Raw genomic sequence first — 14,946 nt, 5'->3', positions numbered from 1 at the left:
GCAACGGTGACAGCGCCGATCATCGTGGGACTTGCGGAATATCCCTCGGCCGGAAGATGTCCGGCCGATCGGGTGCAGGGATGCAGGCCTCGGCGATCATGACTTGGCGTTGATGAGTTGGCGTGGATGAACTGCAACGCGGCCTGAAGATGCAAGGACGCGCTGGCATCAGACACGTCCAACGCCCCCGGTGAGGAGAAATTGTCCCAGGGGCTGCAACATGGAGGAGACCTCAATTGCTACCAAGAATGTCGCGGGAAGAAGCGGAACTGTTCTTGTCGTTTGTGAGAAATAGCCGCGATTACGTCGAATTCGGAACCGGCGGAAGTACGGTCATCGCATCAAAGCATGTCACGAACTCGATACTGTCCATCGATTCCTCACAGGACTGGCTGGATCAGGTCGATCGTGCTTGCGCCTCGGCTCGTACGAAACCTCATTTGACGTTCATCGACATCGGACGGACCGGCGATTGGGGTTTCCCGGTTGACCCGTCAACAAAGCCGCGTTGGCCGGACTATCACTCGACCATCTGGAAAAAGCCGCAAAGCGCCGATGCTGACCTGTATCTCGTCGACGGTCGTTTCAGGGTCGCATGCTTCGCCCAGATCGTCCTGCACTGCAGCCCGACTGCAATCATCGGCATGCACGACTTCAGCTCTCGCCCGGCCTATCACTGCGTAAGAGAGATCGCTCGCGAGATTGCGACCGCCGGCGACATGTCGTTCTTCATGCCGCTTGCGAAAAGAGAGGCTGCCGAAGCGATACTGCAATCGTTCAGCGGAGAGCCGTCCTAACCGGCGAGCTCTCCCGACAGACGTCGAAGGCGACGTTGCATCATGGCTTGCCGCCTGAGCGTTCAAGGCGGCAATGCCCCGACAAAGCAGCCGGATCCAACCTCAGGAAGGCAGCGTTTGCGCGCATAGCGCGTCGAAGGATGCAGCGAACTCGGCAAAGACGCGCTCCTCGGCGGGCGACGCAAACTCAACTTTGCCGGACTGGTCAATTCGCATCGACCCCGTTCCCAAGGGAGCCGTCTCGGGACCGCGGTCTTCCCGAAGAGAGAGCATCCGCTTGATCTCGGTCACGTACAGCTTCTCGTTCTCTGTCGCTCGCGATATATCCCGTTCCAACACTTTCTCGACGGAGTCCCCGCGTTGCATGAATCCGCGGGCAATCAGCTTGTTCAGATTGGCGCGGATCCTCTGCGCGGGCGACAAGGTCGCCATATGCAGCAGGAAAAATCCGAACAACGGCGCGGGCGCCTTCTTTCCCTTGGCGATCTGGCAGTTGTGATTCACCTCTCCCGAGAAAGGCGCGGCAGCCGAGCGGATCAAAGGCTTGCCCCAGGTGAGGCCATTGCGGAGCGTGCCCAAATCGGTGCCGCACAACATCCGATCGCGATAGGAAGGCGCGTTGTACAGCCAGGTCGATGGGATAAACGCACCACCTTCATTGTCGTTCAGGTGACGCAATATCGAAGCGTCGCTCGTGAAGCGCTCGCCGTCATAGAACGCCAGAAACTCGTCCGTATCCAGGAAGCAATGGAAATCGGAAGAAGCCGACAGGCTGGCGTACAGCTCCTCGAAGTTTTTGGGATTGTGCAGATTGTTGTGAAATCCGCCGAAGCTCGCGATCAGCAAGTCCGGCCCCAGCTCTTCGTAAACCGACAAGACCTTGCTGTCGGCAGATCCATTGTCGAAAATGATCAGGTTCGCGTCGCCCACGATCTTCCTGTGATGGTCCACCCAATCCGCAAGGAAAAACGGATCATCCTTGGTCTTGAGGACGATCTTGAGCGCTCCACGGCTGCTCCGGATGCGATCGCAAATCGCCGTAGATTCATTTTCCCATGCAACCAGCTGCATCAAACACGGTCCCTGTGCGTTGCAATCAACATCGACTGGTTTTAGCCAATCTAAGCTCATCGCGCAGAAAAAGTTTGGCCCATCATTAGCCGCACTGTCAGTTGATCATTAGGGCGTTTTTGAAGAGAATCAACAGGATGTTTGGGAAAACAACGGCGAGCGCTCGAAGATGCTGACACGACGATTGTTCCTGGCCCTGGGCTCAGCTGGAGCCCTTAGCTATACGGTTACGCGCGCCCTCGCCGCCAAGCAGGTAGCTGCGCGCACCGACCGGCCTCTGGTGGGCGCGCTGCGGTGGGACGCCTGGTATGCTCCCGGATCAACGCCAACCAAGGCGGTTGAAACATCGCTCTCTCCCCAGCAGTACCATTGGCGAGTTCCATTCTTTGCGAAGGAAACCACCGGAAAGAGCCGCAGTGAGGTTGCCTTTCCGGAGATCACGCAACAAACGATCGACAAGGAAATCAAGCAGGCCGTTTTCGCGGGCATCGACTACTGGGCCTTTGTCGCCTACGGCTCCGCCGATCCGATGTCGAGGGCTCTGAAAGTCTTCAGGGAAAGCCCGATCAAGAACGAGATCTCGTACTGCATCTTTACCGAGTTCCCTCGATGGGGCTCCCACGACAAGGTAAGCCCGCTGATTGACGAACACGTCAAGCTCATGGGCGACAGCAACTACCTGAAAGTAGCGGGCGGAAGGCCGCTGTATTTTCTCGGCTTCATACATGTTGCCGACGTTGAGAAGCGATGGGGCGGGATCGAGAACCTTCGAGCCCAGATCGAGCAATTCAGAGCGCGGGTAAAGGCGGCGGGACACGGAGATCCGTACCTGGTGCTCACCGGCGACAAGAAACTGCTCAATGAACAGGGCGCCTTTCTAACTGCCGATGCGGTCAGCTCCTATGCCGGCGTTTACGGCAGCGTCCGTGGTTCGTATGCCGACCTCACGCGCGGCGCAGAGCGCGACTGGAATGAACTAGCCAAAAGCCGCCTTCCCGTCATCCCCACCGTGATGACCGGCTGGGACCGCCGTCCACGCATCGAACGCCCAGTGCCCTGGGAAGCCAAGCAGCGCCCGGGCGTGGGAATGGAAAACTTCTTCATTGCGCCGACCGGGCTGGAGCTGTCGGATCATCTCCGTCGCTCGATCGAATGGAGAGCTGCCCAGCCGGGTGAGATGAAGTCCCCTGCGATCCTGATTTATGCCTGGAACGAAAACGACGAAGGCGGATGGCTTGTCCCCACCTTGCCCTGTAAGACCGAGCGCCTGGAGGCCTTGCGCAAGGTCCTGAAAGACGCCCAATCCACGCAAAGGCCAAACCTTTGCTAGCTCCGATGTTGTGCGGCTGACGCCGTGAGCTTGTTCAGCCGTGATCTGGCGTCAGCCGCGTTGTGCTAGCGCCATTCAGCCGGGACCGTCCATTGGTTCAGCTCCACGGTCCTGTGCTCGGCAAGATAAGGCGCGTAGAGCTGCCGCATCCAGAAGCGGAAGTTCGGGTAATTCCTGATCAGCTTGTAGAAGGCGTCCCCCATGTTCAGCGGACTGAGACAGGTCCCGTTCTGTGGCTTGGACGTCATCGCGCGCAACGAATAACTTTGCATGCAAGCCCGCGTTTCGCTTTCGGCCACCGAACTTAGTCCGCGGAAGCTGTTGGTCGCATGCAATCGATACATGTACTGATCGGATTCCACGTATTTCGGCTCGACGATCGTGATCGCTCGCAGCGCGAATTCCCAATCGTGACAATATTTGAGGTCCGCGAACCACCCAGCCTGCCGCAATAGTTCGGCGCTCAACACAAAATTTCCCGTCGAGGCAGCGATCTGCGACTCCAGGAAGGACCACGACAGTGGGCGATCGGAGCTTACCGCTTGACTCGTTGCGTATCTGAGACGCGCCGGAAACTGAAAGCTCTTGATGGACTTCCCGTTCTCGTCGATGGGTTCGATCGCGGAGAAGCCGAAGAACAGCTTTTCAGCGCCATGGCGGCCGACAAATGTCTCGACCCGCTCCTTCGAAAAGGCGTCGTCCGAATTGAGCAGGAAGAGCATCTCGCCCGTTGCAAGGGACAGCGCGCGATTCCAGGTAAAGTGCGCTCCCATGTTGGTGGGATTCTTGAGCAATTTGCATGATGCAAAGCGCTTTGCGAACGACTTCCTCTTCAGAAGCCTTTCGGCCAGCTGGAAGCTGTTGTCCGGCGAATTGTCGTCGACGATGATCAGCTCGAGTTTGGGATAGGTCTGGTCGAAGACCGTCTCGAGACAATGCTCGAGATAGGCCTCGTGCTTGTAACAAGCAATCACCACGCTGGCTAACATAGGACTCTCAACTCAATGCCGAACGACCAGGGAATGGCTTGATCCAACCAGCAGGTTTTCTCCTTCGCCAACCTCAAGCATCGAAAGCCTGTACTCTCCGTCCGGCAGTCCCTTGAGCATGAAGCTGACCTCGAAGCCGAAGCAGCACTCGCGAGCGGTCGCCTTCATATACTCCGTGACGTCCATTCGCTCGTGCCAATCGATGACGAGGCAGTACCCGCTCTTGCCGGCGTTCGTCTCTCCTTCCGGAGACAACACCAGAAACGAAATGCGGTTTCTCAGGGGCTCGAAGCCATCCTTGGCAAAAACCCACCCTCGGACCAGCACTCTGTAGCGCGGGTCCACCACCACGCGCTCCTCCGTTTGCGAATTGATGTTCTCGATCACGAACATCGAGCCATCCGGACTTGCGATGGCTCCCTCGATTTCGACCGGCAAGCCCTCGCGAATGCTCTGGAATCCGGTGAGCGCGACTTCATTGCGCTGCAGATTGGCGAGTACTTCGACATGAACTGCAGCACTCTTGATCGTCTGCTCGAGCTCCGACCTGCTCAAGCAGTCCAGCAGGGCAGAGTTCGCGCGCAGTTCTGCCGAGATCGACTCGCCGGCAGACACCCGTCTGACGACGTCGAGATAGGCACGGCCGAAACGCGAGTCCGGCTCCAAATGGGCTCCCTCGGCCCACTCGTTCCACGAGTTGATGAACACGATCGGCTGTTCGAAAGAACTCCGGCGCGCCCGCTCGGTCGCCTCACGAAGCCAGACTTCGAATGCCTCAGGGCTTGATCTGACGAACACATGTCCACGCGAGCCCTTGCGCGGCGTGTTGTCCCAGCGCGGCATCACGGTTGGAAAGAACGGAAACTCATAGACCTTGCCAAGCGTCGAGCGCATGGCTTCGAGATAGTCGTAGAGCTTGCCGGAGAAATCCGGCGGCGTCTCGACCTCCGCCCGGCTCAGCTCCCGCGCATTGACGGTATGAGGCGGGAATTCCACGGCGGCATCGCAATGGAATTCTCGTGGATCGAACTCGCCGAAAGTCATCGCATTGCAAATCAGCAGCTCGCCGATGCCTAGTTGCCTTGCACGCACACGCCAGGTCTGGAACAGGCGCTCCTTGTCCGGGATCAGCGAGGGACGGTAGACGAGAAGGATCTTGCGACCGTCGACCGTGATGTAGCGATCATCCAGCAGGATATCGGCCATATCGTCGATGAAGCGGACATCATCCTCGAGGGAGTGGTTCTGACCGAGCAGGAGTTCGGTATCAGAACCATCCCATCGGCGTGACCAGTTTTCGTTGGCCCAGCAGATGCAGAACGGAATGTTCGGCTCTCCGTCCTCCAGCAAAAGCCGCAGCGGTCGCTCCAGCAATCTTCGCCCTTGAAACCAGTAGGCGTAATAGCAAAAGCCGTGGACGCCGTAACGGCGAGCCAGGTCTGCCTGTTGCTGGCGAGTCTCGACCAATCTCATGTCATAGAAGCCGAGATCCGCGGGCAACCACGGAGACTGGTGCGTGGGAAACTGCGGACGCATCTGGGAGACGTTGGTCCATTCGGTGAAGCCAGGACCCCACCAACGGTCGTTCTCCGCGAATGAATGGAATTGCGGCAGGTAGAAGCAAACGTAGCGCACCTCCTTCACGGAGGCGGCGCCTGCCATGGCGGCAACAAATTTCTTGTCGTTGTTCGGAAACAACAGATCGTCGTAATCGTCGGTGGAGAAGCCGAGCGCGACGACCACCTCGTTCGACTCGAGTTTCTCGAACAGCGGTATTTCGTAATATTCGCCGTCGTTGAGGCTGATGCGCAGGTAGATCTGCACAGGCTTGCCTTCCAGCAGCGTATTTTTCAGGGCGCGAGCCAGACGACGGCGCATGCCTGGCGTGGACAGGTTGACGCGAAATCCGGGACGCCCGATCACTGTGTGCGGACCGACGCTGGCCGGCACCGATCGGCCCGTCCGTCCCTCTTCGACACAGTGGGAAGCAACAAAGAGCGATATCGCAACGGTCGATGCAGGCGACTGCGCATCCACGATCCAGCCAGAGATCACTCGCCCGGACTGCTCCAGGATCGCACCACGCAGTCTCGGTCCCGACTGGAGATCGCTGACATCGGGATCCAGGAATACGCTCTGCGATTGATCGTCCTGCTGAACCGGACTGGCAACGGGCAACATATCCTTCGTATCCCTGACGCTCCGTTCCACCATCTTGTTCATCGCTTCTCAATCTCCTACCAACGTCTAACGCTGGTTCCAGTTTCTTTATCAGCCGTGCGGAAGATCGATATCCCGAGATCGCGTTGGCGTTCGAGCCTGCCCCGGATCGTGACCTGATGCTTATCAGTCAACTTCACACAACCACAATGAGTATTTGTTGGCGACGGCCACATTAACGCAATCTCTCTGTCGTCGATATGAAAGCCATCGTTAGTTCTGCCCAGATTGTCACGCGAAGCTGCCTGCTTCGCCGCCTTCGCGCCTAAAAACAAAGCCGCGGCTCAGCATCTGCAACCGCGTGCGAAGCCCGCCTCCAACAATCTCAGCCAACGCTCTCGCCCATTGCCTGCAGACGACGTCGCGCGCCTTCGTTGTTCTGCTGTGCCGCTTGTCGATACCAGTGCAACGCCTGATCGCGATCCTGCGCGACGCCGTCGCCGGCGCGCAGTGCATCGCCAATCGCGAGTTGGGCTTCGACCATGCCCTGCTTCGCCGCGGCCTCGAACCATTCGGCCGCCTTCGTCGGATCGGCATCGCGCCCCTGTCCCCGGCCGAGCATCACGGCAAGGTTGTATTGCGCCGTCGTGTGCCCCTGGCGCGCTGCCGCCTCGTACCACGTGACGCCCTTGGCCAGGTCCTGCTCGACGCCCTGCCCGGTGCAATACATCACCGCAAGCTTGAACTGCGCCGCGGCATTGCCGCCGTCCGCAGCCTTGACGATCCAGCCGGCGGCGGCCTGCGGATCCTTGAGGCCGCTCTTGGGATCGGAATACAGCAGCGCCAAAGTGTGCTGGGCTTCGACGTGACCGGCGCCTGCCGCACGTTTGAACCATTGGGCTGCGGCCGGAACATCGACGGCGCCGCCGGATCTTCCCATGTGGAGCCCGCCCAGCTGAAATGCCGCGGCCGGATGGCCGGCCTCGGCAGCGTCGGTCAGCAGCGCACGTGCCTGCGCAAGACGCTCCGCGGACGGTTCATCCTGGATAAGAAACATCGCATAGGCCATCTTCGCATCGGCATCGCCGCCGTCGGCCGCCTTGCTAAGCCACTCCGCCGCGCGCGCTTGATCGCGCGGCACGCCGTTGCCTGCCGAGTAGAGCCGACCGAGCTGCACGCCTGCGGCGCTAATGCCTCCCTCGGACGCGCGCTCGAACCACTTGATCGCAGCCGCGACATCGCGCGCCACGCCCCTGCCATTGAGATAGAACACCGCAATGTTGTGAGCCGCCGTGGCATGGCCGCCCTCCGCCGCACGCTCGAACCATTTCGCAGCCTGGCGGATACTGGGCGGAACGCCGGTGCCGGTGGCATAGAAGCGTCCGGTCAAGAACTGCGCCTGCGTATCGCCGCGCTCGGCCGCCTTCTCGTACCAATACGCCGCCTCGCGCAGATCCGGCTCGGCGGCAGTCCCGAGCGCATAGAACTCGGCGAGCGCCTGGACCGCCGGCAGGTAGTCCTTCCGCGCCGCCTTGCGCAATGCGGTCTCGGCCCTGTCGAGATCCTTGACAGCCCCTTTGCCGCTCAACCGCAGCAGTGCAATGTTGTAGAGCGCGATCGTATCGTCATGGGCAGCGGCGCTCTGGAACAGCCGTGCGGCCTCTTCGACATTTTCGGGAAGCCCGGTACCCTTGAGGCACATGAAAGCCAGCGCAACCTGTGCGCGAACATGGCCCTGCTCGGCGGCCTTGTGATACCAGATCGCGGCCTGTGCGAAATCGACGGGAACGCCGCGGCCCTGATAATACACGTCGCCGAGCGCGAATTCGCCGGACGCCGCTTTCTGCTCGGCCGCGGCCTGATACCAGCGCAGGGCAGCAGCGTGATCCCGCGCGCACCCTTGCCCGTTGGCGTACATGTTGCCGAGAATCGATTGCGCCTCCGCCTTGCCGGCTTCCGCCGCCACCGACATCCAGAGGAATGCGGCATCGACGTCCTTGGCCACGCCGATCCCGTTCGGGAAAACCAGATCGTGGAGGTTGATCGCCTTGTCGCCGAGACGGGCCGCAGTGGATTGCCGCCACATCTCGGGCCTGTTCGGTCCGAGCGTGGCCTTGACCCCGTTGAGATAGATCAGGCCAAGCTGGAATTGCGCATCCAGATGTCCGTTCAGCGCGGCGCGTTCATACCACGCGACCGCGTCCGGAATGCTACCGATGACGCCCTCGTTCCTCGCATAGAGCAGCCCGATCCGGTAATCCGCCTCCGGGTTGCCCGCCCGCGAGGCAAGCCGCCAAGAGCGCAGGGCTTCAAGGTATCGCCCGTTCTCGTAAGCCTCCAGTCCCCGTTCAAACTGCTTTGAGTCTGAACGGGAGGAGTCGGGGCGGAACAACTCGAGCAGGGATCTCGCAGACTCCATCATGGCTCGCGCATCGCTTCCGTCATGCCGCGCAGCATGTCGCTGAGCAGATACATCGCCACCGAACGGGTGCCGACATTGACGTCACCCTGCAGCGTCATGCCGGGGATGAGGCGGAAATTCTTCGGAACATTGGTGAAGTTGGTCTGGTCGACCGAGCATCGCGCCTTGTAGTAGGCGTCGACGGGCTTTCCGTCGTCGTCAGTGGTGAAGGCGCCTTCGCTGATCCAGCGTATCTTGCCCTGCGCCGTGCCGTGCTCCGCCGCGTTGAAGGCATCGACCTTCAACGTGCAGGGGTCATTCGGCCGGATAAAGCCGACGTCGCGGGACAACACCTGGATCTCCGCCTCGAGCCGCGTCTTGAGCGGCATCAGCGTGATGAAGGGATCACCCGGCTTCAGCACGGATCCGACCGAGAGCTTGGCGAGGGTGAGGACGACCGAGGGCTCGGCAGCCGTCCACCGGACCAGGTCCTGATGCTTGATGGCCTTGTCGTAGGATGCCCGGGACGTATCCAAATTGTTGCGCGTCGTGACCAGATCCTGGCTCAGCTGCGCGTTCCATTGCTCGATGAAGGCCTTGCGATCGGCCCTCAGCGAGTCGAGCTGGTGTTGCGCCTCCAGCAGCGTGTTGTGTGTGTTGTCGATCTGACGCAGTAACTCCAGGCGCGTATCCTGCGACAGATACAGGTTCAGTTTGGAGCCGCTGCCGCTTTCGGCAAGGGTCGAGCGCATGTCCTCGATCTTGCCGGCGATCTCGGCGCGTTGACCATATCGCTCGTCGTCCTTCTTCGCCTTCAGGATCGTCGCCTCGGTCTGGCTGATCTTGGAATCGTAGCTGGTCACCTGCGCGCCGTACTGGGCGATGCGCTGGTCGTAGAGCGCCTTCTGCAAGGCGTTGTACCGGGCGGCATCGGCATCCTTGGCGTCGCCATACGACAGCGGCTTTCCGGACAATTCGGCCTCGTCACGGGCAACCTGCGCCTCAAGGCTCGCGATCTGCAGCTTGTACTGGGTGACATCGGCCGCGGTGAAGGTCGAGTCGAGGGTCGCAAGCAATTGTCCCGCGTCGACCTGCTCGCCTTCCCGAACATCGATCGTCTTGATGATCGAAGGGTCCAGGGCCTGCAGCACGTTGATCTGATCGACCGGAACGATCTTGCCCCGGACGCTGGTGATCACACGATCGAGGCGCGTCAGGCACATGATCGCCACGATGGATACCAGCAGCGCCGACAGCACGAACAGCGTCGCGCGGGCCATCATCGGCTCGGGCGCCTCGCGGATGGCGTCGGTTTCGGACTGGAACTGGCGAACGGTCGCGAGCGAAGCTTGGTTAGGAGACAAGGGTCGGACTCCTGAAGTTAGGCTTGTCGTTGCGGCCCGTCGGAACAAGATGCGTGTTCTGCTGGTACCAGAGCGAGCTGTAGATGTCGTTTCGCTCCAGAAGTTCCTCGTGGCGACCGATATCGTTGACCACGCCGCGATTGAGCACGAGGATCGCGTCGGCCTTCGTCAGCGACGACAGGCGATGCGAGATGATGATCAGCGTGCGGCCATGCGCGATCCGCGAAATGTTCGCATTCACGATCGTCTCGCTCTCGGCATCGAGCGCGCTGGTCGCTTCGTCCAGGATCAGGATAGGCGGATTGACGATCAGCGCGCGCGCGATCGCGAGGCGCTGGCGCTGCCCGCCGGAGAGGTTGGTGGAGCCCTCGTAGACGTAGGTCTCGTAGCCCCGCGGCAGCTTGTCGATGAATTCCTCGGCGCCGGCCAATCGCGCCGCCCTGACGACGTCGTCGAAGGTCGCGTCCGGCTTTGCCGCAGCAATATTCTCGCGGATCGTGCCGCTGAACAGGAAGTTCTCCTGCAGCACGACGCCGACGTTGCGCCGCAGATGGTCGACATCGTATTCGCGAACATCGATACCGTCGACCTTGATCAACCCGCCATAGTCGGAGTGCAGGCGCTGCAACAGCCGCGTGATCGTGGTCTTGCCCGAGCCGCTCTTGCCCATCACGCCGAGCGTCGTGCCGAGCGGAATCTCGAAGGAGATATTGTTCAGCGCCGGCGACACCGCGCCCTTGTACTTGAACGTGACGCCGGAGAACTCGATCAGACCCTTCAGCGGAACCCGCACGCCATGGCCGGAGCGTCCCTCCTCCGGCGCCTGATTCACCAGATTGCCGACGATGGTGACCGCGGTGCGCGCCTCGTCATACTGGTTGATGAGCTGGGCCATCTTCATCAGCGGGCCGGCAACACGCTGCGACAGCATCAGAAAGGCAAACAGCGCCCCGACATAGACCGGATCGCCGCTCGATACGGCGAGGTAGACGCCGAGTGCATAGGGAGCGCTGACCGCCAACCGTTCCAGCGGACGGACCAGCGTCTGGATCGCGTTTCCGGTCATACCTTCGGCAAGACGCGCCTTGGCGGCGCGCGCAACGAGCACATCCCACATGTGTCGCTGGCGCGTGTCGAGCGCCAGCGATTTGATGGTCCTCATGCCGTTCAGGCTCTGGATCAGAAACGCCCCCTGCGCGCCTTCGGCGGCAAGAACCGCCGAGGAGCTCCTCCGGTACACGGGCAGCATCAGGATGAGCCAGACCACGATCATTGCGGCAAAGCCCAAGACCATCAGCGTCATGATCGGGCTGAAGAAGAACATGACGGGCAGGAAGAAGATCAGCGTCGTCGAATCGAGGACCGTCCCGAACAACTGCCCGGTCAGGAAGCCGCGGATCCGGAACACTTCGCGGATGTCCCGGGAAATCAGGCCGACGGGATTCTGCTCGAAATAATCGATCGGCAGATTGAGCACCTTTTCGAACACGTAGGTCGACAATTTGACGTCGAGGCGTGCCGTCAAGCTCTGCACAAGATATTGCCGCAGGAACGAGAACGCCGTCTCGAACAGGATGATCACCAGCATCGCAACGCACAGCACGTAGAACGTATTGTACGCCTTGTAGAAAATGACCTTGTCGGACAGCAGCCTCCAGAACATGATCGGTGCCAGCCCCATGAAGCCCAGGACCAGCGCCGCGATCGCGACGTCGCGCATGATGCGCCGTTCGCGGAACACCAGGGCGACGACAAAACCGAAGCTGAACGGCTGCGTCTCGTCCGAAATCTCATAGTCGCGCTTGGCCATGACGACGTCGCCCGACCAGATGTCCTCAAAGCGCGGTTGATCGATGACGAGCAGCGCGTCCTCGCTCGCATTCGGATCCTGCAGGACCACCCGGGAGCTGTTCTCGTCGCCTTCGAGGCGCAGCAGCACCATGTGGCTGCCGTCGCGCAGCCGAACAATGGCCGGCAGCGCCCTCTTGAGATGGCTCAGGCCCTTCCAGTCCAGCGTGACGGCCTTTGCCGTCATGCCCGAGGAATTCGCGCACTTCAAAAGCTCGGCCAGCGTGACTTCCTGATCGCCCAGGAGGTTGTCGTGGATCAGCTGGGACGGGGTCAGATGCAAACCATGCTGTCTTGCCACGATGACGAGACAAGCGAGGCCCGAAGGTGGCAGCGCCTCCACCGAAGGTGCGCCGACGAGCGAGAGGTGTTTGGTCATGGATGCCTCGAAGTTTCGACTGCGCAAGGTTCGGTCCCCAGCGAGATATAACTTATCACTGTTAGTTCGCTAACGCAGCATTTTCAGCGCGTCACCCGAAAAAGATATGTTTCACGGCAGACCGCGAAGCCAGTTTCGAGCACGTTCTCGTGCGACTTAACCAGGGAACCTTATAACATTGTTTAACATCGACAAGTCACGAGTCGGCGGTCACCGTCTCCTGGAAGTCGAATCCGCAGGCCTCCAGCTGTGGCCTGATCCGCTCATCCCTGGCCTCCGGCATGAGCGCCAATGCGCAGATCTCAAAATTCCCGCTCCGAACGGACACCGTCGGGAAGCCGGCGCTGAGCAACAGGTTCCCCATCCGCTCGGTCGAAAAGCCGGTCTTGTGCGCCATGTAGTGGCGCCCTTGCTCGATCGCGCCGGAATGCCCGTAGATCATGTCCAACGGACGGATCGGACCTGCCGGCGAGACGTAAGCGATCGCGCCGAGGCCGCGCGTCAACATGTGCTGGGCGACCGCCTCGAGGTCAGGAGACATGATCAGTGCGAATCCGTCCGGCTTGAGGACTTGGCGGAACTGGACGAATGTGGGGTGAACCTCATGGGCATAGAGATGCTCCATGACATGGGAACACCAGATCGCGTCGAACGAGGCCGCCGGGAACAATCGGGCAAGATCGGTAATCGACCCGACGACGTCGGGGTTCACGCCGCCGTCGACGTCTAATCGAATCTCGTCCCATTCATGCGATGTCAGGAGCGGCTGGATGCGCTTGGTAACCGTCGATCCAGCGCCGGCATTCAGCATTTTTTTCTTGGCCAATTCGAGAGCTCCGCGGGTTCGTTAAGCGGCTGAGTTCTGCAGCGATCGTTCGTCTTGACCAAAGGTGCCAGGGCCGCAGATAGCCATCGGCCACAACTCCGTTGCGTCAAGCGAGCGGCACGGCTTTACAAAAGCTACGTGGTCCGAATGTGACGGACTAACTTCTAACATCCATTGGCGGAAATGCCCGGGGCGGAACTTGTGATCGATTTGATACATCTGACGCGGATCGGTCGACAAGGTTCCAATCGGGATGTGCGCATGCGCTTCTCCTGACGCGACCCGTCGAACTCATCGCAGGTGCTCATGATCATCAACCGCAGCGTATTCGATCATTCAATCAACCATTCCTGACGGGTCATGCCGACGATCAAAGAAAAAGCGCCGCCTCAACCTCTGTTGGGGCGGCGCTTTCGCTTAGTGCAGACCTAGGATCTTACAGCTTGGTCGAGTTACCATCGTTGAAGATCAGGTATTCGATGTTGCTGATCTGGGTCACCTGACCATTGCTGAAGGTGATGTCCATAGAACCGTTCGATCCAGAGCTGATGTCGCTCACGTCGGTCGAAGCGTGATCCAGGAAGGTCAGGGAGTCCTTGTTGCCGCCACCGCCATCGATGGTGTCGCTGCTGGTGGCGTTGTTCAGGTAGAAGTAGTCCTGACCGGAGCCGCCAACCATCGAGGCCGTACCGGTGTCGGAGCCGACGAACGAGTCCTTGCCGTCGCCGCCGATCAGGGTCTGCGTGCCGGAGCCGGCAACCAGCGTATCGTTGCCGGAACCGCCATGGAGCGTGTCGTTGCCGGCACCGCCATAGAGCGAGTCGTTGCCGGCACCGCCATCGAGCGAGGTCGCGTGCGACGCATCGCTGCCCGAGTAGAGCACGTCCTTGCCGTTGCCGCCGGACTCAGCAGCAGTCTGGGCACCGCCGACAAGGAGATCGTTGCCGTTGCCGCCATGCAGCGTGTCGATACCGGAACCGCCATACAGCGAGTCGTTGCCGGCGCCGCCGTCCAGGCTGTCGTTGCCCGCACCAGCGTACAGCGCATCGTTGCCCTTGCCGCCATCCAGCGTGCTGGAATTGCCGGCGGTGCTGCCGGACGCCAGCACATCGTTGCCGTTGCCGCCGCTCAGCTGCGACGAGCTGCCGCCGTAAAGCGTGTCGTTGCCGGAGCCACCGTTCAGCGTGTCGGCACCGGAGCCGAACAGCAGATCGTTGCCCTTGCCGCCATCCAGCGTGCTGTGGCCGGAGACGTTGTCGACCAGCACGTCGTTGCCGGAGCCTGCATCGATCGAGTCGTGACCGGCACCGCCGAAGATGGTGTCGTTGCCGGAGCCGGTGAGAACCGTCGTGTCGCCGGTGTTGTTGATGAACACCTGATCGTTGCCGTGGCCGGTCGCGACCAGCACCGGGGTGCTGCCGTTCACCGTCAGCGTGACGTCCTGGTTGGTGTCCTCAATGATCGCCTTCAGGTTGGCGTCGGTGTTAACAGTGTTAACGGGGTTGGTTTCGATCAGAACATTGGCGTTCGGATCCGGGTTGGTGATCCCAGCCCCCTCCTGCACCGGAATCGTCGCGCCGTTGTCCGGGCTGGTGTATCCGATCCCCGCGTTGATCAGATAGTCAAGAATCTGTTGCTGGGTCGAATGATCGATCGTGGAGTTGATCGCCGCTTTGAGGTCGGTCTGGTCTAGATTGTAAGTCGCCATCGATGTAGCCCCTGCTTGGGATACGAGGATTCAAGCCGCTCGCCCACACTTAAGCTGTTGATTCACAACTGGT

General features: G+C 60.5%; 10 protein-coding genes. 2 read left to right on the top strand and 8 right to left on the bottom strand.

All coding sequences use genetic code 11. The annotated features are described in order from the left end of the window. The first annotated feature begins 248 nt into the window (after positions 1-248). The gene (locus QA639_RS16240) at positions 249-797 is read left to right on the top strand and encodes a hypothetical protein (RefSeq protein WP_283090218.1); all 549 of its coding nucleotides are present in this window, start codon (positions 249-251) and stop codon (positions 795-797) included. Positions 798-899: 102 nt separating this feature from the next. Here the strand turns inward: QA639_RS16240 and QA639_RS16235 are convergent, their stop codons facing one another. After that, a complete protein-coding gene (locus QA639_RS16235) occupies positions 900-1,868 on the bottom strand; it encodes a hypothetical protein (RefSeq protein WP_028331579.1) in 969 nt (322 codons plus the stop codon). Between the two features lie 169 nt (positions 1,869-2,037). On the opposite strand from QA639_RS16235, the gene QA639_RS16230 reads away from it, so the two are divergent. Next, a complete protein-coding gene (locus QA639_RS16230) occupies positions 2,038-3,198 on the top strand; it encodes a glycoside hydrolase family 71/99 protein (protein ID WP_050387059.1) in 1,161 nt (386 codons plus the stop codon). Between the two features lie 65 nt (positions 3,199-3,263). Here QA639_RS16230 and QA639_RS16225 read toward each other — a convergent pair whose 3' ends face one another. From QA639_RS16225 to QA639_RS16195, 7 genes are all read right to left on the bottom strand, one after another. Then, positions 3,264-4,187: a glycosyltransferase family 2 protein gene (locus QA639_RS16225; protein WP_028331581.1), complete on the bottom strand. Its 924-nt coding sequence runs from the start codon at positions 4,185-4,187 to the stop codon at positions 3,264-3,266. Between the two features lie 12 nt (positions 4,188-4,199). After that, positions 4,200-6,410, bottom strand: a complete 2,211-nt coding sequence (locus tag QA639_RS16220; RefSeq protein ID WP_157347353.1) for a glycosyltransferase WbsX family protein — start codon at positions 6,408-6,410, stop codon at positions 4,200-4,202. A gap of 322 nt (positions 6,411-6,732) precedes the next feature. Further along, positions 6,733-8,766, bottom strand: coding sequence for a tetratricopeptide repeat protein (locus QA639_RS16215; RefSeq protein WP_428841177.1), 2,034 nt, complete (start codon positions 8,764-8,766; stop codon positions 6,733-6,735). Further along, on the bottom strand, positions 8,766-10,112 hold the full coding sequence (locus QA639_RS16210) for an HlyD family type I secretion periplasmic adaptor subunit (RefSeq protein WP_050387062.1): 1,347 nt from the start codon (positions 10,110-10,112) through the stop codon (positions 8,766-8,768). Before QA639_RS16210 ends, QA639_RS16215 begins: the two co-directional genes overlap by 1 nt. After that, on the bottom strand, positions 10,102-12,339 hold the full coding sequence (locus tag QA639_RS16205; RefSeq protein ID WP_050387063.1) for a peptidase domain-containing ABC transporter: 2,238 nt from the start codon (positions 12,337-12,339) through the stop codon (positions 10,102-10,104). The genes QA639_RS16210 and QA639_RS16205 overlap by 11 nt, the downstream gene beginning before the upstream one ends. Positions 12,340-12,535: 196 nt before the next feature. Beyond that, positions 12,536-13,150 (bottom strand): class I SAM-dependent methyltransferase, encoded by a 615-nt coding sequence (locus tag QA639_RS16200; RefSeq protein WP_028331586.1) that lies wholly within the window; start codon positions 13,148-13,150, stop codon positions 12,536-12,538. A 451-nt stretch (positions 13,151-13,601) separates the two neighbouring features. After that, entirely contained in the window at positions 13,602-14,873 is a 1,272-nt protein-coding gene (locus QA639_RS16195; protein WP_050387064.1) for a calcium-binding protein, read from the bottom strand. Positions 14,874-14,946 lie beyond the last annotated feature (73 nt).

It is taken from the genome of Bradyrhizobium pachyrhizi, assembly GCF_029714545.1.
In the GTDB taxonomy this organism is placed as follows: Bacteria; Pseudomonadota; Alphaproteobacteria; order Rhizobiales; family Xanthobacteraceae; genus Bradyrhizobium; species Bradyrhizobium pachyrhizi.
The sequence above is the reverse complement of the archived record's forward strand: the minus strand, read 5'-3'. Positions and strand labels throughout refer to the sequence as shown.